General features: G+C 65.2%; 20 protein-coding genes. 15 read left to right on the top strand and 5 right to left on the bottom strand.

Annotated elements, in window-relative coordinates; translation table 11 throughout:
• The first annotated feature begins 2 nt into the window (after positions 1-2).
• The 9 genes from D577_RS0106385 (at position 3) to fetB (ending at position 8094) form a co-directional block, all read left to right on the top strand.
• Positions 3-1220, top strand: coding sequence for a DUF1116 domain-containing protein (locus tag D577_RS0106385; RefSeq protein ID WP_018946698.1), 1218 nt, complete (start codon positions 3-5; stop codon positions 1218-1220).
• A complete protein-coding gene (locus D577_RS0106390) occupies positions 1210-2142 on the top strand; it encodes an ABC transporter permease (protein ID WP_018946699.1) in 933 nt (310 codons plus the stop codon). The genes D577_RS0106385 and D577_RS0106390 overlap by 11 nt, the downstream gene beginning before the upstream one ends.
• Positions 2139-2972: an ABC transporter ATP-binding protein gene (locus D577_RS13610; RefSeq protein WP_244263437.1), complete on the top strand. Its 834-nt coding sequence runs from the start codon at positions 2139-2141 to the stop codon at positions 2970-2972. Before D577_RS0106390 ends, D577_RS13610 begins: the two co-directional genes overlap by 4 nt.
• A gap of 15 nt (positions 2973-2987) precedes the next feature.
• The gene (locus D577_RS0106400; protein ID WP_024329285.1) at positions 2988-3308 is read left to right on the top strand and encodes a 2Fe-2S iron-sulfur cluster-binding protein; all 321 of its coding nucleotides are present in this window, start codon (positions 2988-2990) and stop codon (positions 3306-3308) included.
• Positions 3308-4750 (top strand): FAD/NAD(P)-binding protein, encoded by a 1443-nt coding sequence (locus D577_RS0106405; RefSeq protein WP_018946702.1) that lies wholly within the window; start codon positions 3308-3310, stop codon positions 4748-4750. Before D577_RS0106400 ends, D577_RS0106405 begins: the two co-directional genes overlap by 1 nt.
• A 168-nt stretch (positions 4751-4918) precedes the next feature.
• Complete coding sequence (locus tag D577_RS0106410; protein ID WP_018946703.1) at positions 4919-5317, top strand: RidA family protein; 399 nt, start codon at positions 4919-4921, stop codon at positions 5315-5317.
• Position 5318: 1 nt separating this feature from the next.
• Positions 5319-6500 (top strand): NAD(P)/FAD-dependent oxidoreductase, encoded by a 1182-nt coding sequence (locus D577_RS0106415; RefSeq protein WP_018946704.1) that lies wholly within the window; start codon positions 5319-5321, stop codon positions 6498-6500.
• 176 nt (positions 6501-6676) lie between these two features.
• A complete protein-coding gene (locus D577_RS0106420) occupies positions 6677-7297 on the top strand; it encodes an ATP-binding cassette domain-containing protein (protein ID WP_018946705.1) in 621 nt (206 codons plus the stop codon).
• Positions 7288-8094, top strand: a complete 807-nt coding sequence (gene fetB, locus D577_RS0106425) for an iron export ABC transporter permease subunit FetB (RefSeq protein WP_018946706.1) — start codon at positions 7288-7290, stop codon at positions 8092-8094. The genes D577_RS0106420 and fetB overlap by 10 nt, the downstream gene beginning before the upstream one ends.
• Before the next feature lie 34 nt (positions 8095-8128).
• Here the strand turns inward: fetB and speE are convergent, their stop codons facing one another.
• The gene (speE, locus tag D577_RS0106430) at positions 8129-8980 is read right to left on the bottom strand and encodes a polyamine aminopropyltransferase (protein WP_018946707.1); all 852 of its coding nucleotides are present in this window, start codon (positions 8978-8980) and stop codon (positions 8129-8131) included.
• A 103-nt stretch (positions 8981-9083) separates the two neighbouring features.
• Between speE and speA the strand changes: the two genes are divergently transcribed.
• On the top strand, positions 9084-10988 hold the full coding sequence (speA, locus tag D577_RS0106435; protein ID WP_018946708.1) for a biosynthetic arginine decarboxylase: 1905 nt from the start codon (positions 9084-9086) through the stop codon (positions 10986-10988).
• A gap of 1 nt (position 10989) precedes the next feature.
• A complete protein-coding gene (locus D577_RS0106440) occupies positions 10990-11259 on the top strand; it encodes a YcgL domain-containing protein (RefSeq protein WP_018946709.1) in 270 nt (89 codons plus the stop codon).
• Between the two features lie 13 nt (positions 11260-11272).
• Here the strand turns inward: D577_RS0106440 and D577_RS0106445 are convergent, their stop codons facing one another.
• Positions 11273-11659 carry a type II toxin-antitoxin system VapC family toxin gene (locus D577_RS0106445; protein WP_018935906.1) on the bottom strand — a complete coding sequence of 129 codons (387 nt, stop codon included), beginning with the start codon at positions 11657-11659 and terminating at the stop codon, positions 11273-11275.
• Positions 11659-11889 carry a type II toxin-antitoxin system Phd/YefM family antitoxin gene (locus tag D577_RS0106450; RefSeq protein WP_018946710.1) on the bottom strand — a complete coding sequence of 77 codons (231 nt, stop codon included), beginning with the start codon at positions 11887-11889 and terminating at the stop codon, positions 11659-11661. The genes D577_RS0106445 and D577_RS0106450 overlap by 1 nt, the downstream gene beginning before the upstream one ends.
• A gap of 133 nt (positions 11890-12022) precedes the next feature.
• Here D577_RS0106450 and typA point away from each other — a divergent pair, with 133 nt between their 5' ends.
• The 3 genes from typA (at position 12023) to D577_RS0106465 (ending at position 14490) form a co-directional block, all read left to right on the top strand.
• Positions 12023-13849 carry a translational GTPase TypA gene (gene typA, locus D577_RS0106455; RefSeq protein ID WP_018869218.1) on the top strand — a complete coding sequence of 609 codons (1827 nt, stop codon included), beginning with the start codon at positions 12023-12025 and terminating at the stop codon, positions 13847-13849.
• An 84-nt stretch (positions 13850-13933) separates the two neighbouring features.
• Entirely contained in the window at positions 13934-14143 is a 210-nt protein-coding gene (locus D577_RS0106460; RefSeq protein WP_018946711.1) for a hypothetical protein, read from the top strand.
• Positions 14134-14490, top strand: a complete 357-nt coding sequence (locus tag D577_RS0106465; protein ID WP_018946712.1) for a type II toxin-antitoxin system PemK/MazF family toxin — start codon at positions 14134-14136, stop codon at positions 14488-14490. The genes D577_RS0106460 and D577_RS0106465 overlap by 10 nt, the downstream gene beginning before the upstream one ends.
• A 61-nt stretch (positions 14491-14551) precedes the next feature.
• Here the strand turns inward: D577_RS0106465 and D577_RS0106470 are convergent, their stop codons facing one another.
• Complete coding sequence (locus tag D577_RS0106470; protein ID WP_018946713.1) at positions 14552-14938, bottom strand: hypothetical protein; 387 nt, start codon at positions 14936-14938, stop codon at positions 14552-14554.
• A gap of 85 nt (positions 14939-15023) precedes the next feature.
• On the opposite strand from D577_RS0106470, the gene D577_RS0106475 reads away from it, so the two are divergent.
• The gene (locus tag D577_RS0106475) at positions 15024-15230 is read left to right on the top strand and encodes a hypothetical protein (RefSeq protein WP_018935903.1); all 207 of its coding nucleotides are present in this window, start codon (positions 15024-15026) and stop codon (positions 15228-15230) included.
• Positions 15231-15283: 53 nt separating this feature from the next.
• Here D577_RS0106475 and D577_RS13995 read toward each other — a convergent pair whose 3' ends face one another.
• Positions 15284-15634, bottom strand: a complete 351-nt coding sequence (locus D577_RS13995; protein WP_077243636.1) for a nucleotidyltransferase family protein — start codon at positions 15632-15634, stop codon at positions 15284-15286.
• Between the last annotated feature and the right edge of the window lie 10 nt (positions 15635-15644).

The raw sequence follows: 15644 nt of genomic DNA on the forward strand, positions 1-15644 counted from the left end.
CCATGAGCAGCGTCGATGCGGCCAACCAGGAGGCGCTGGACAGGATCCGGTCGTGCGAACCGCACCTGACCGGGATCCGTGTCGCCGGAGAGGCCCTCGGCATGGCGGAGCGACAGCTGGGTCATGCCGGGCCCCCGTTCCGCGATCCTTCACGGATTCCGCCGGTTGTGCTTTCCGCACTCGCGGGGGCGGCGGTCCTGGAGGGCTGGGCCACCAACCATGAAGAAGGGCGCCGCCTGATTCTCGAAGGCTCAATCCGGCTTACGCCCAATCATGAGCTCGGTACCGCCTCTCCCATGGCCGGCGTGGTCCGACCCTCTCAACCGGTGATGGAGGTGCGCAACCGCGGTGGCTCCGAGACGGGGTTTGCCACCTTTGCGGAGGGTGGGCGCCAGGGCCTGCGGTTTGGTGTCTGGGGCTCCAGCGTGGTGCGTCACCTCGCGGAACTCGAGCAAAGGATTGCTCCGGCGATCGCGGCCGCCCTCCCGCAAGAAGGGTTGCCCGTTTGGCCGCTGGTTTCACAGGGACTGCGCCAGGGCGACGACATCCACCAGAGGAATGAGGCCTTCACGCAGGCCTTCATCGACGCACTGAAGGGTTTGCCGCCGGATGTCGCGGCGTGGCTAGGCGAAAACCCCCAGCACTGCCTCAACTACGCGATGGGTGCGGCCAAACTCGCCCTGGATACGGCCCGAGGTGTCTCCGGCAGTTCGATCGTGGTGTCCATTGCACGCAACGGCGATGAATGTGGCATCCAGCTCGCGGGTACCGGGGACCGCTGGTTCTGTGCCCCGTCCAATCTGCCTCGCGGCCAGTTGTTCGGGGAGTTCATGCCGGACGACTGCCAGCCCGACCTCGGAGACAGCGCGATCATGGAGACGATCGGCCTGGGCGGAGGTGCGGCGTTCTCGGCCCCGGAGCTCAATCGCAAGCTGGGTGTCGCACAGGATCAGGCCGACCGTGATGCCGTTGTCCAGCGTTCCTGGTTTCTCGCCGCAAATCCGTGGTTTGTGCCGCCGGATGTCCCCGACGCACGCGACTATGGCCTCGGGCTCGACGCGCGGAAGGTCGCCACTTCGCATGCCGAACTTCTGATCCATACCGGTATCGCCCACCGCGACGGCGCGACCGGCTGGATCGGCATCGGTCGTGTACGGGCGCCGGGTGCCTGTTTTTCACAGGCCGTGCAAACCCTGCAGGAGATTACTGATGCGCCATAGTCCCGATGTTGACTCGCATTCTCAGCCAGTCCCCGCTTCGGCCACAGAGCCCTCGGACGCGGGGTCCCTCGCTCAAGGCGATGGTTCCCCGCCGTCGGGCCACTCGCTCGGTACCTGGCTTGCGTTGCGCTGGCGTGACGTGCGCGGAACCGTGTCAACGGTTATCTGGTTTTTGCTGGCCTGGCTTCTGATTGGCGTCCTCTGGGAAGTAGCGGTGCACTTCCACTGGGTGCACGGCCGCATCCTGCCACCGCCCAGCGAAACGATCCCGTACCTTTTGTCGGGCCCTGCTCCTGCCGGTATCGGTACGCAGCAACTGACGTACGGCGGTGCCGTCCTCGACACCCTGGGTCGTATTGCCATCGGTTTTGTCCTTGGGGTCACCGTGGCCATTGTTATCGGGGTCATGATTTCCCTGGTTCGGCCATTCCGGAATCTGATCCTGCCCATCGTGCAGACCATCGCCCCCATCTCGCCGGTTGCATGGATTCCTTTTGCAATCGCCATTGTCGGTATTGGCGGTCCGGCGGCCATATTCGTGGTTTTCATGGCCATTATAGGTTCGATGACCATCTCGGTCGTGACCGCGATCGAAAATACCCCGCAGGAATATCTGATGGTCGCCCGCAACCTGGGGACCCGTGGGGTGCGTCTGTGGACGCATGTCATTCTGCCGTCGGCCGCCCCGACTCTCATCGAGACTGCCCGATTGAGTTTTTTTGCCGCATGGATGGCGGTCCTGGCCGGAGAGATGGCGGGCATCGATTCCGGCCTTGGCTATCTCATCATGCTGGGGCAGCAGATGTATAACATGAAGCTTGTCATGGTGGGCATCATTACGATCGGATTCCTTGGCTTCGCGATCGATCGAGCCCTGGTTCTGTTGAAGAAAAAGGCTGCATGGTGGGGGTCCCAGCAATGAATGATCATGCGCGCAACGTTCCAGCTCAGGATGCCGAAGTGATCTTCGAGGATGTGACGAAGAAATTCGATGGCCATCCTGCCATTGAGAATGTGAACTTTCGGGTCCCTCGAGGCAGCTTTACCGTCGTCATCGGACCCAGTGGCTGCGGAAAAAGCACCCTTCTGGGGATGGCGGCGGGCCTGTCCTCGCCCGACGAAGGCTATGTGTTTGCGAATGGTCGACAGGCCCTGGGTCCCACTCCGAAGACCGCGCTCCTGTTTCAAAGCTACAACCTTTTTCCGTGGCTTTCGGCCCAGGGGAACGTCGCATTCGCCCTGCGCAACCAGGGTTGCCGCCCTGCCGAGGCACGAAAACGGGCAAAGGCGCTTCTGGGCGCCGTCGGCCTGGGGGGCTGCATCCAAAAATACCCCATGCAGCTTTCCGGTGGGATGAAACAGCGGGTTGCGCTGGTGCGTGCCTTCGCCCTGAGTCCTCGGCTGCTGCTTCTGGATGAGCCGTTCGCAGCCCTCGATCACCAGACCAAGAAGCTCATGCACCAGTACCTCCTCATGACGTGGGAAGAAACCGGGTGTTCGGTCGTGATGGTGACGCACAGCCTGGATGAAGCGCTCGCGCTCGCCGACCGGATTGTTCTTGTGACGGGTTCGCCCGGGCGTGTTTCGGACATCATCGACGTTGATCTTCCGCGTCCAAGAGACCCCTTCGATGACGGCATGCGGGAGTTGCATGCACAACTGGAGAATCACCTGGAGCGCGAGGTTACAAGGGGAGAATTTACCGCCGAGGAACGAGAGATCCTGGGTGCGGCCGGCGGCAGCAAAAACTGAAAGAGGTTGACCAAGATGCCAAATGTGATTTTTGTCGAAAGTGACGGCCAGACCCACGAAGTGGAAGCCGAGGTCGGATCCTCGTTGATGGCATCCGCCGTGGGGAATGGCGTGCCGGGGATACTGGCCGATTGTGGCGGGGATTGCGCCTGTGCTACGTGCCATGTCTATGTGGATGATGACTGGTCCGAGCGGATCGGTCCGCCCAACCCCATGGAGGATGAACTCCTCTCTGCACGTGAAGACCGGCGGGACAACAGCCGCCTCTCCTGCCAGGTGAACATCGAACCGGACCATGAAGGGCTTCGGGTGTTTCTGCCCGAAGAGCAGTTCTGATGGAAACAGTGAACACCGGGACCTGTGACCTGGCGGTCGTGGGCGGGGGATTCACCGGCGCCTCGCTCGCCCTCCACCTGGCTCGCGAGAAAGCGGATCTCTCGATCGCTTTCTTCGAACCACGGGGGCGGCTGGGCTACGGGCTCGCCTATGACACCGCAGACCCGTTGCACCGCATTAACGTGCCGGCCGAAAAGATGACCGTCTTTGCGGATGCGCCTGACGATTTCCTGCAGTGGTGCTTGCACGAGGCGGGCGTCGACGAATTCGATCCGGATGCCAGAGGCGCGGACGGGCATTTGTATCCCGCGCGGGGCGATTTCGGACGATATGTGGAGGAGCGGCTCGCCGCACACCCCTTGCCTGTGGAGACGGTCCCTTCCGCCGCGAGGGTCGTGGAACGGATCTCCGGTGGTTTCCGGGTTGAGGCGGTGAACGGTCAATCGCTCGTAGCCCGGCGGCTGGTTCTCTGCAACAGCCATGGATCGCCGCAGTTTCCCTGGGCCACGGACAACGATGTTGTGGGGCATCCCCGGCGTCTGGATGACCCCTGGAAGCCCGAAGCGCTCGGGCGTATCGGAACGCGCGACGAGGTGCTGATTTTTGGTACGGGCCTGACCATGGCAGACACGGTGGTGGGCCTGCTGGACCGAGGCCACGTGGGTCCCATCCGGGCCGTATCCCGGCGTGGCCTGCTGCCCCGCCCGCACGGTTGCTCGTACGAACCCGTCCCGATCGATCCATGCCCGGGGGGCGAGACGCCCGGCCCCGCGAAGTTCCTGCGGATCATCCGCTCCATGCTCAGGGATGCGGAGAGCCGGGGAATGGAGTGGCAACCGGTGATCGAAGGCGTGCGTGCGGCGCTGCCGACGATCTGGCCGCAGTGGTCGATGCGGGAGCGTCGCTCGGTCCTCCGTCATCTGCGCCCGTACTGGGATACGCACCGTTACCGCCTGTCCCCGCAGGTCCTGCAGGTTCTGGCGGATGCACGCTCCAGCGGTCAGCTCACCGTGACGGCAGGATCCATCGTCGGCGTTCGGTTGGATGCAAGTGAAGACCGGTTCCGCGTGGGGATCAGGCCGAGGGGCTCGGAAGAAGCCAGAACGTTTTCCGCGGACTCGCTGGTTAACTGCATCGGCCCCGTGAGTGATATCCGGCGGTCACGTGACCCCCTGTTCTCGGGACTGCTGCAAAAGGAAATGATCGCGGCCGATTCGCTGGGCCTGGGCGTCCAGGTTGATCAGCAATGTCGGGTGCTGGATTCGGACCATGAAGTGGTGCCCGGGCTTTATGCCGCCGGCCCCCTGACGCGTTCGGTGTTCGGCGAGGTCATGGGCGTTCCCGAGATTGCGGCGCAGACCGCCGCGCTGTCCCGTGTGATTAAAAGGGACCCCTTGCCTGAAGCGCAGACATCACCGGACGAAGAGCGAGCGATGCTCTGAGATTCTCTCCATATGGAGTGAGGGGCGCCCGGCATGGAGCCGGGCAGGCGCCCTGGGCGCTGTCGCGTGGTTGCCGCCGTTCCCGGCGGCATGAGGCGTGTCCTTGAGAGGCCCGCCACGGAGGGTGATTAAAAATGCAAATCGCTAATGTTTGATAAAGGAGAAACCATGAGCAGCATCAGTTATCACAATGTCGAATCGGCCCCGGCGCCGGTCGCTCCCTATCACCATGCGGTCGAGGCGGATGGATGGCTTTATGTGACCGGCCAGTTGCCGATCGACCCGTACAATGACGGCGCTCCTCTTCCGGAGGGCATCGTCGCTCAGACCGAGCTGGTTTTTAAGAATATCCAGGAGATTCTCGATCAGGCCGGCTACAAGTTCACCGATGCAGTCTATGTGCGGATGTTCCTGACCCGGTTCCACGAAGATTTTGCCGGGATGAATACCGTTTATACCCAATATTTCGAGCGGGACACGCTTCCTGCCAGGACGACCGTTGGTGTGGCCGCGCTCGGGCGCGACGCCCTCGTGGAGATCGACATGGTCCTGTACCGAGGAAAATAAGATGAAGAGTGGCGGTGTGGTGATCGTGGGCGGTGGGCACGCGGCTGCGGAACTTGCGGCCCATCTGGTTCAGAACGGATACGAGGAGAGGGTCTCCATCATCTCCGAGGAGGACCGGGCTCCCTATCACAGGCCGCCACTCTCCAAGGGCGTTCTGGATGGCGCCCAGCAGCCGGAGGAGATTGCTCTTCGTCCGGAAAGATTCTACGAGGAGCGGGGCATTCAGCTGCTGCTCGGAAGAAAGGTGGTGCGGGTCGACCCGCAAGCCCGTGAGGTACTGCTGGATGACGGGTCGAGCGTCCGGTTCGAGAAACTCGTCATCGCTACCGGCGCTGCGCCGGTCGTTCCTCCGATTGAAGGGGCGGATCTTCCGGGGGTGTGCACGCTGCGCTCGCTGGAAGATGCGATCAGTCTTCGCGAGGCGTTCGGGAGGAGCAGCAGAGTGCTTCTTGTCGGCGGCGGGTACGTCGGCCTCGAGGTGGCGGCCAGTGCAAGGCGCATGGGCCTGGAGGTCGCGGTTCTTGAGGCGGGGGCAGAGGTGATGTCGCGGTCGGTCAGTCCGACGATCGGCGCTTTCATGCGAAGGATCCATGAAGGAAAGGGTGTGGAGATGAATCTCCGGGCCAGGGTGGAGAAGATCGAAGGGGATTCCCGTTGTCGGGGCGTAACTACGGCGGACGGGATGGTGCATGAGGCGGACCTGGTCGTGCTGGGGGTCGGGGCTGCACCGCGTGACGAGCTCGGGGTGGAATGCGGGCTGGCTTGCGACAGGGGGATTCGGGTCGACGAGTTCGGTTTTACGGGGGTGCCGGGCATCCATGCGATCGGTGACTGTTCGGTGATCCATGAGTCCGGCCGGGACGAGGGCCTGCGGCTCGAATCGGTCAGTGGCGCGGTGGGGCAGGCCCGTCGCCTGGCGGCGCATCTGACAGGACGGCCGGACCCCGGGCGCGACATCTTCAATTTCTGGACCCATCAGTACGACTACAAGGTTCAGGTGGCGGGTCTGCCGGGCGGTGACTGGGCGACGGAGATCGCCGGGAACATGGACGAGGGCGCGTTTGCGGTGTATCACACCGACGAGGAGGGTCGTGTGCAGGTGGTTGAGGCGGTGAACCAGCCCTCGGCATTCGTTCGGGGCAAGGCCGCTATCCGCAAGGGCGCGCCAGTCCCCGGGGGGTGAGGTACCCGCTCGCAACGAGTGGAAGGGTTTCAGTCGCGCCGGGGGCGCGTCTGGCAAGCCCGGTCGAACCGGACTGGCCCGCCCTGGGTCGCGGCCGCCGGTGACGACCGGAATGCATGCAAGGCTTGCCGGGCAGGTTACCATTCGTTCCTCGTGATAGCGGGGCCTGATCATTGATGGATTGCCTTCTCGAGGTGAGTCACCTCCAAACAGAACGTCTGGGGCCGCTGTCCCTCAGGCTGCAGCCCGGCGAGCTGGTGCAGATCACCGGCGCCTCCGGCGCGGGGAAGTCGCTGCTTCTGCGCGCGATCGCCGATCTGGATCCGAACACCGGCGAGGTGTGGCTGGACGGGCAGGCGCGTGACGCGCTGACGCCCCCGGAGTGGCGCCGGCAGGTGGCCTACGTCCCGGCGGAGACCGCCTGGTGGGGCGATCGCGTGGACGAGCATCTGCCCGCGGACTGGGCGCGCGACGATGCCGAGTCCTTCCTCGAGCATCTGGGGCTGGAACACGGCGCCCTGGACTGGGAGGTCGAACGACTGTCCAGCGGCGAGAAGCAGCGTCTGGGGCTGCTGCGGGCCCTGCTGACCGGGCCGCGCGTGCTGTTGCTGGACGAACCCACCGCCAACCTCGACCTGGAGAATACCCGCCGCTTCGAGCGGCTGGTGCGGGCCTGGATGGCCGAACGCGAAGCCGCGGCCCTGTGGGTCACCCACGACACCCAGCAGCGCGACCGTCTGGGCGGGCGCATCCTGACGCTGAGTGACGGCCGGCCGGAGGGCACATCATGGACCTGATCCGGCTCAGCCCGTTCGACCTCGCGCTGGCAGCGGTGCTGGTGGTGCTGCTCGCCGGCGTGACCATGTGGGCCCGCATGGGCGTGGGCCGCACCCTGCTGATCGCCGCCGTGCGCACCGTGATCCAGCTGTTGCTGGTGGGCCTGGTGCTGCAGACCCTGTTCGATCATGCGCATCTCGGCTGGGTCGCGCTGATGGCGATGGTGATGCTGGCGGTGGCCGGCTACGAGGTGATGGCTCGCCAGCAGCGCCGTTTTGCCGGAATGTGGGGCTACGGGATCGGCGCGGTCACCATGTTCGTTTCCTCGTTCGCGATCACCGTGCTGGCGCTGACCACCATGGTGGGGCCCAGCCCGTGGTGGGAGCCGCAGTACTCCATCCCCCTGCTGGGGATGCTGCTGGGTAACACCATGACCGGCATCGCCCTGGGGCTGGATCGGCTCACGCAGAACGTCTGGCGCGAGCGGCGCACCATCGAGGGCCGCCTGGCCCTTGGAGCATCGTGGAGCGAGGCCGTCACCACCATGCGCCGTGAGGCCGCGCGTTCCGGGCTGATGCCCACCATAAATGCCATGGCCGCGGCCGGCATCGTCAGCCTGCCGGGCATGATGACCGGGCAGATCCTCGCCGGCGCGCCGCCGGTGGAAGCGGTCAAGTACCAGATCCTGATCATGTTCCTGATCTCCGCCGGCACCGGCTTCGGGGCGATCGGCGCGGTCTGGTTCGCCTCCAGCCGCCTGTTCGACCACCGCCAGCGCCTGCGCCTGGATCGCCTGAAGCCCGGACGGCACACCTGAGCGTGCCCTTCGGGTCGGGTACGGTTTCGCGCGATCAGGCGAACAGTTTGCGGCGGAAGAACTCCGGGGTGGCGCCGGCGGCGCGGTGGATGGCCGCGTTGTAGTAGTGCGTGACGAACGGGATCTCCTCCGCGGCTTCTTCACGCAGGAAGGAGACCGGGGCGTCCCTGGAGGCGATGGTGCAGGTCCACCAGCCGGAGGGGTAGGTGGGCTGAGGGAAGTGCATGGTCAGGGCGTCGATGAAGCCGGTCATGCGCATGCTGTCGTGCATCGGCCGCAGGATGCTGTCGGTATGCAGCAGCGGCGATTCGCTCTGTTGCACCAGCAGGCCATCGGAGCCCAGGGCCTTCACGCAGTCGCGGTAGAAATCCGCGGAGAACAGGCCCTCGGCCGGACCCACCGGGTCGGTGGAGTCGACGATGATCACGTCGATGGAGCCCGGTTCCGCGTCCTTGATGTACTGGATGCCGTCGTCGAACAGGAGTTCGGCGCGCGGGTCGTCGTTGGCGTCGCACAGTTCGGGGAAATACTGCTCGGACAGGCGGGTGACGCGTTCGTCGATGTCCACCTGCGTGGCCTTTTCCACCTCGTCGTGCTTGAGCACCTCGCGCAGGGTGCCGCAGTCGCCGCCGCCGATGATCACCACGTTCTTCGGCGCGTTGTGCGAATACAGCACCGGGTGCGACATCATCTCGTGGTAGATGAAATTGTCGCGGCCGGTGAGCATCACGAAGCCGTCGATCACCATCAGGTTGCCGAAGCCCGTGGTCTCGAAGATCTCGATCTTCTGATAGGGCGTCTGCTCCTCGTGGAGCTTTTTCGTGATGCGCAGGGACATCGCGATGTCGCGGTCGGGCTCGGTGAACCAGTTGTCGTCGAGTGCCATCGGGCGGGCTCCCCTTGTGCATGGGTGAACGGTAGGATGCGCCGCCATGATAGTGCCCTGTATCCTGCGGGCAACTCCGACCCTCCCCAACCGCGGAACCGCCATGTCAGCCACGTCCTGGACCCTGGATGATGCGCGCCGTACCTACGGCATCGATCACTGGAACGGGGACTTCTTCGAGATCAATGCGTCCGGGCATGTCTGCATGCGCCGGCCGGACTGGCCGGAACACCCCGGCGTGGATCTGCACGCGCTGGCCTGCCGCCTGCGCGAAGAGCACGTGGGCCCGCCGGTGCTGGTGCGCTTTCAGGACGTGCTCGACGGTCGCGTGCGGCGCCTGTCGCGCGCCTTCGCCCGGGCGGCCGAGGAGCTGGATTACCACGGCGACTTCACCGCGATCTATCCGATCAAGGTCAACCAGCAGCGCTCGGTGGTCGAGCGCATCCTCGCCGCCGGCGACCACGCGGATGCCGAAGGCCACCGGCCGCAGGTGGGGCTGGAGGCCGGCTCCAAGCCGGAGCTGATCGCGGTGCTGGCGCAGTCGCGGCCGGGCTCGGTCATCATCTGCAACGGCTACAAGGACCGCGAATACGTGCGCCTGGCCCTGATCGGGCGGCAGCTCGGCCACCGGGTATACATCGTGATCGAGAAGCCCTCGGAGCTGGAGGAGGTGATCCGCCAGGCCGAAGCCATGGACATATCGCCGCTGCTGGGGCTGCGGGTGCGCCTGGCGTCCATCGGCAAGGGCAAGTGGCAGAACACCGGTGGCGAGAAGGCCAAGTTCGGCCTGTCCGCGGCGGACGTGCTGGCGATCCTCGAGCGCCTGCGCGGGCTCGACTGGCTCGACCGCCTGCAGCTGCTGCATTTCCACATGGGGTCGCAGATCGCCAACATCCGCGACATCCAGAACGGCATGGGCGAGGCGGCCAGTTACTTCGCCGCGCTGCGCGAGGCCGGGGCCGGGATCCGCGTGGTGGACGTGGGCGGCGGCCTCGGCATCGACTACGAGGGCTCGCGGTCGCGCAACGAATGCTCCATCAACTACTCGGTGGAGGAATACGCCCTCAATATCCTGCGCCCGCTCAGCCGTATCTGCCACGAGCACGACCTGCCGATGCCCGAGGTGTTCAGCGAGTCCGGGCGCGCGCTGACCGCGCATCACGCGGTGCTGATCACCAACGTGATCGACTGCGAACCGGCCCCCGGGGACGGCCCCGTGCCGCCGCCGGCCGTCGACGAGCCGCCCGAGATCGCGACCCTGCGGGCACTCCTGGAGGACAGCGCGCGTCCGCCGTCCGAGGTCTTCCACGACGGCGCCTGGCATCTGGCCGAGGTGCAGGCCCAGTTCGCCCGCGGCCTGCTGTCGCTGGCCCACCGCGCCCGCGCCGAGGCGCTGTACTTCGCCCTGTGCCAGCGACTGCTGGCAGACCCGGATACCCTGCCGGCCGAGATCCATGCCGAGCTGACCGACAAGCTGGCGGACAAGGTCTTCTGCAACTTCTCCGTGTTCCAGTCCATCCCCGACACCTGGGCGATCGACCAGATCTTCCCCATCATGCCGCTGCACCGGCTGGAGCAGGCGCCCACGCGCCGGGCGGTGCTGCAGGACCTGACCTGCGACTCCGACGGCCACGTGGAGTACTACGTGGAGCGCGAAGGCACCCACACCACGCTGGCCCTGCACGAATGGGAGCCCGCGCGGCCGTATTATCTGGGGATCTTCCTGGTGGGGGCCTATCAGGAGATCCTGGGCGATCTGCACAACCTGTTCGGCGACACCGACACGGTGAACGTCGAGCTGACCCCCGACGGCGGCTACCGTCTGGTCGACCCCGAACGCGGCGACACCGTGGACGAACTGCTGTCCTACGTGCACTTCGCCCCCGACGACCTGCGCCGCGCGTTCCGTGCCCGCATCGACGCCGCCGGCCTGCGCGGCGAGGCGGCCGGGCGGCTGCTGGCGGAACTGGAACACGGCCTGACCGGCTACACCTATCTGGAGGACTGAGATGCAGTGCTACGTCTATCGCGCCAGGCGGCGCGCCGACACCTATGTCTACCTGCCGGAGAAGGACGAATTCTCCGATCTGCCCGATACCCTGATGAAGGCCCTCGGCAGCCTCGAATTCGCGCTGGAGTTCGAGCTGACCCCCGACCGTACCCTGGCGCAGGAAGACCCGCAGAAGGTCCTCGCCAACCTGCAGGACCAGGGCTTCCACCTGCAGGTCCCGCCGCGGGAAGACAAGCTCGACCCGTGGCAGGGCGGGGCGTCGGGCTGATCGGAGTGGGCGCTTACCAGAGGCAGCGGATCGGGAATGTCTGCAGGGCCGGGTCCGCGGTGACCAGGGGGACCTGTTCCAGTTCGGCCTGAGCCGCGAGGACCCGGTCGAACGGGTCCCGGTGTTCCTGGGGGTAGGACCCGGCATGGATGGCCTGTCGGTAATTCACGGCCAGATGGGAGAACCCGTCGGCGGTAATCAGCTCATCGAAGTCGCGGAGCACCTCCGCTCCGATCGCGAGCTTGCCCAGGCGGTACTTGGTCGCGATCTCCCAGGCGCTGGCCGCACTCACCAGCACCGTGTGTGTTTCGTCCTGAATGGTATTTCTGGCAGTGGTGGAGAGTTTCGGGTCGTCGGTCATCCACCACAAAAGGGCGTGCGTATCCAGCAGGACTCGCATCACTCTTCCCATGCGCGAAGTTCTTCCTCGGGCAGGGGCTCGAAGAAGGATTCCTCCACACGGCCCTGAACCCTGCCGGGCTGCCGTTTCTGCGGTGTGCCCTCCAGCGGGACCAGCCGTGCATAGGGGCGCCCGGCGCGCGACAGGATGATCTCCTCGCCGTCGTGTGCCCTTTTCAGCAGACGTGATAAATGAGTTTTCGCTTCATGCACGTTCACGGTGGTGGTCATCAAGGCACCTGTACAGCTTGGTCACCTGGTTAGTCTATGCGAGGGACGCTGTCGCGACAACGAAAGCCAAGCACTACTCAGTATAAATCTGTATAGTGACGGCCCTTTTGCCAGTACCCAGAGTTCGTATTCCATGACCGAGAAGCTTCGCAACATCGCCATCATCGCCCACGTCGACCATGGCAAGACCACGCTGGTCGACCAGCTCCTGCGCCAGTCCGGCACCCTCGACGAACGTGGCGACCACGGCGAGCGGGTCATGGATTCCAACGCGCTGGAGCAGGAACGCGGGATCACCATCCTGTCGAAGAACACCGCCATCAAGTGGCAGGACTACCGCATCAACATCGTCGACACCCCCGGGCACGCCGACTTCGGCGGCGAGGTCGAGCGCGTGCTGTCGATGGTCGACTCCGTGCTGCTGCTGGTGGACGCGGTGGATGGCCCCATGCCGCAGACCCGCTTCGTGACCCAGAAGGCCTTCGCGATGGGCTTCAAGCCGATCGTGGTGGTCAACAAGGTCGACCGCCCGGGCGCGCGCCCCGACTGGGCCGTGGATCAGGTCTTCGACCTGTTCGACCGCCTGGGCGCCAGCGACGAGCAGCTGGACTTCCCGATCGTCTACGCCTCGGCGCTCAACGGCTTCGCCGGCATGGACTCGGACGTGACCGACGGCGACATGACCTGCCTGCTGGAGACCATCGTCGAGCACGTGTCGCCGCCGGACGTGGACGCCGACGGCCCGTTCCAGATGCAGGTCTCCTCGCTGGACTACAACTCCTACCAGGGCCTGATCGGCGTCGGCCGGGTGAAGCGCGGGCGCATCACCCCGAACACCCAGGTCAAGGTGATCGACCGCGAAGGCGGCGTGCGCAACGGCCGCATGCTGCAGATCATGGGCTTCCACGGGCTGGACCGGGTGGATGTCAGCGAGGCCAACGCCGGCGACATCATCACCTTCACCGGCATGGACAAGCTGTTCATCTCCGACACCCTGTGCGACCCGAGCAATGTCGAGGCCCTGCCGGCCCTGACCGTGGACGAGCCCACGGTCAGCATGACCTTCCAGGTGAACACCTCCCCGCTGGCCGGCAAGGAGGGCAAGTACGTCACCTCCCGCGTGATCCGCGAGCGCCTGGACGAGGAGCTCAAGCACAACGTCGCCCTGCGCGTGGAAGATACCGAGGACCCCGACAAGTTCCGCGTCTCCGGCCGTGGCGAGCTGCACCTGGGGATCCTCATCGAGAACATGCGCCGCGAGGGCTACGAGCTGGGCGTCTCGCGCCCCGAGGTGGTCATCCGCGAGGTGGATGGCGTGAAGCAGGAGCCCTACGAGACCGTGACCGTGGACATCGAGGAAGAGCACCAGGGCACGGTGATGGAGAAGCTGGGCGAACGCCGCGGCGAACTCACCAACATGATGCCGGACGGCAAGGGCCGGGTGCGCCTGGACTACACCATCCCCTCGCGCGGGCTGATCGGCTTTCAGACCGAGTTCATGACCGCGACCTCGGGCACCGGCATCCTGCACCACGTGTTCGACCACTACGGGCCGTTGTCCACGACGGGTTCGGTGGCCTCGCGCCAGAACGGCGTACTGATCGCCAACGGTCCCGGCAAGGCCATCGGCTTCGCCCTGTTCAACCTGCAGGACCGCGGCAAGCTGTTCATCGGCCCCGGCGAGGAGGTCTACGAGGGCATGGTCATCGGCCTGCACGCGCGTGAGAACGACCTGGTCGTGAACGCCCTCAAAGCCAAGCAGCTCACCAACGTGCGCGCGGCCGGCACCGACGAGAACATCCAGCTGACCCCGCCGGTGCGCATGACGCTGGAGCAGGCGATCGAGTTCATCGATGACGACGAACTCGTCGAGGTGACCCCGAGCGCCATCCGCATCCGCAAGAAGCTCCTGCTGGAGCACGAGCGCAAAAAGGCCTCGCGCGCCGCCGCCAACGCCTGACGCCCGTCTCCGCCCCGGCGCCCGCCGGGGCGGAGTGCTACCCTGATCCTTGACGTGTACGCTATATTGGCACGGAGGTGCGGGATGTATGCGATTGAGTTCGAGACTGATATTCGGGATGGGGTCGTCAGGATTCCGGGTGAGTATGCGCGTCTGAACAATACGCATGCCAGGGTGGTCGTGCTGGTTGACGACGGTGACGCGAAGGATGCCGACGTACAGGCTTTCTCCGAGCACTCCGCCAGTACGATCGATGAATGGCGCGAGCCCGCCGAGGACGACGTGTGGACTTGAAGGTTGGCGATGTCGTCCTCTGCGAGTTCTATTTCTCGGATCTTGGCGCGCGCAAACACAGGCCCGTGATCGTCTTCAGGGACAACTTGCCATTCGAGGATTTTGTCGGCGTTCCCGTCAGCAGTCAGACCGCCACGCTGCATGACGATGAGTTCATCCTCGAGCCGACTGAACTCGCCGAGGGAACGCTTCCCAAGCGTTCGAAAATCATGGTCCGAAAGACATTCGTGATCGCCCGCAAGGTGGTGGTCAAGCGCTACGGGCGCTTGTCGGAGGAGCGCCTGCAGCAGCTGCACGTCGACTTTTGCCGTTTCTTCGACTGCCACTCGTCGCGAGGCGCGACCTGACTCTGCCTGACAGTTAGCCCAATCGGTGGCTGTCGACTGAAACCGCCTGATCCTGGGATCATCAGGCTTGCGGTTCGGGCTGGTCTTCGGCGTCCATGCGGGCGAGCATGCGCATGCCGCCGGCCATGCAGGTCAGTGCCGAGTGGGTGGCTTCGTCGAATGTGGCCGGGGCGTCCTGCAGCACGTCGGCCGGAGGAAGGTGCCAGTATTTCGGACGGCAGCCGGGCGGGCGACCGGCCGGCATGGCCTCCGCGGCCTCGGCGTCCACCGCCACCAGCAGGTCCGCCCAATCCAGGTCCTCGCGCGCGAGTTCGCCCATGGCCGGGCGCGGGCGCACCTCCAGCCAATCGGCTACGTCCCTTTCCTGTGCGGCCAGCTCGGCCACGCGGTCGGCGCGGCCGTCATCCCCGGCGGCGGCCACCAGAAGACGCGCGCGGCGCTTAAACATCTCCGCGCCCCTGCGGGTTCATTTGGCGGTGGCCCGCGCGGGGCCGCAGGATGCCGGGATCATCATTCATCGCGGAGAACCTCTGATGGCCGAATTCGACTGGTCGCAGTATGCCCTGAGCGAACTGAAACTGGTGTACACCACGCTGCATGCCCAGCTGACCCTGCAGCCGGAGCTGATGGACTCGCAACTGATGGAAGACCTGCAGGCCCACCTGCAGCAGGCAGCGAAAGCCGACGGCGTGGACGCCTCCACCCACTCCCAGTGGGCCGCCTGGCTCAACGATCGCTGACGGGGAATTGCTCAAGCCCAATCACGGGATGCCATGCCCGAGAGGGTGACGATTCAGACATGAATGGCCTCGCGTTCCACATACGGCCGTAGTTCGGGGCGCAAGGCTCGTACGGTTACCAGGTCTACGGGGCGTCCGAGCAGGTCCTCGAGGTAGAACTGCAGCCCGAAATACTGTTGTGCCGACGCTGGATCGGGGAAATCGACGAGGATGTCGATGTCGCTTTCATGGTCGGCTTCGTTTCGGGCGAGCGAGCCAAACAGCGCGAGCTCTCGTACGCCAAACTCGCGGATCAGTATGGCGCGATGCGCCCGGAGTGTCGCCAGGACACGGTGACGTTCGAGCGGCGATGATGCGGGGGGCTGTCCCGCAAGCGTTGTACCGGTCGCATGAGGCGGCATCATCCCGCTCCCC

Source organism: Thioalkalivibrio sp. AKL17 (assembly GCF_000377885.1).
GTDB lineage: Bacteria > Pseudomonadota > Gammaproteobacteria > Ectothiorhodospirales > Ectothiorhodospiraceae > Thioalkalivibrio > Thioalkalivibrio halophilus.

Coding starts and splice junctions, on each gene's coding strand:
- fetB (WP_018946706.1), top strand. CDS start 7,288: ATGGACCTGATCCGGCTCAGCCCGTTCGACCTCGCGCTGGCAGCGGTG.
- D577_RS0106385 (WP_018946698.1), top strand. CDS start 3: ATGAGCAGCGTCGATGCGGCCAACCAGGAGGCGCTGGACAGGATCCGG.
- speE (WP_018946707.1), bottom strand. CDS start 8,980: ATGGCACTCGACGACAACTGGTTCACCGAGCCCGACCGCGACATCGCG.
- D577_RS0106415 (WP_018946704.1), top strand. CDS start 5,319: ATGAAGAGTGGCGGTGTGGTGATCGTGGGCGGTGGGCACGCGGCTGCG.
- D577_RS0106420 (WP_018946705.1), top strand. CDS start 6,677: ATGGATTGCCTTCTCGAGGTGAGTCACCTCCAAACAGAACGTCTGGGG.
- D577_RS0106400 (WP_024329285.1), top strand. CDS start 2,988: ATGCCAAATGTGATTTTTGTCGAAAGTGACGGCCAGACCCACGAAGTG.
- D577_RS0106405 (WP_018946702.1), top strand. CDS start 3,308: ATGGAAACAGTGAACACCGGGACCTGTGACCTGGCGGTCGTGGGCGGG.
- D577_RS0106390 (WP_018946699.1), top strand. CDS start 1,210: ATGCGCCATAGTCCCGATGTTGACTCGCATTCTCAGCCAGTCCCCGCT.
- D577_RS0106475 (WP_018935903.1), top strand. CDS start 15,024: ATGGCCGAATTCGACTGGTCGCAGTATGCCCTGAGCGAACTGAAACTG.
- typA (WP_018869218.1), top strand. CDS start 12,023: ATGACCGAGAAGCTTCGCAACATCGCCATCATCGCCCACGTCGACCAT.
- D577_RS13995 (WP_077243636.1), bottom strand. CDS start 15,634: ATGATGCCGCCTCATGCGACCGGTACAACGCTTGCGGGACAGCCCCCC.
- D577_RS0106470 (WP_018946713.1), bottom strand. CDS start 14,938: ATGTTTAAGCGCCGCGCGCGTCTTCTGGTGGCCGCCGCCGGGGATGAC.
- D577_RS0106460 (WP_018946711.1), top strand. CDS start 13,934: ATGTATGCGATTGAGTTCGAGACTGATATTCGGGATGGGGTCGTCAGG.
- D577_RS13610 (WP_244263437.1), top strand. CDS start 2,139: ATGAATGATCATGCGCGCAACGTTCCAGCTCAGGATGCCGAAGTGATC.
- D577_RS0106410 (WP_018946703.1), top strand. CDS start 4,919: ATGAGCAGCATCAGTTATCACAATGTCGAATCGGCCCCGGCGCCGGTC.
- speA (WP_018946708.1), top strand. CDS start 9,084: ATGTCAGCCACGTCCTGGACCCTGGATGATGCGCGCCGTACCTACGGC.
- D577_RS0106445 (WP_018935906.1), bottom strand. CDS start 11,659: ATGCGAGTCCTGCTGGATACGCACGCCCTTTTGTGGTGGATGACCGAC.
- D577_RS0106440 (WP_018946709.1), top strand. CDS start 10,990: ATGCAGTGCTACGTCTATCGCGCCAGGCGGCGCGCCGACACCTATGTC.
- D577_RS0106450 (WP_018946710.1), bottom strand. CDS start 11,889: ATGACCACCACCGTGAACGTGCATGAAGCGAAAACTCATTTATCACGT.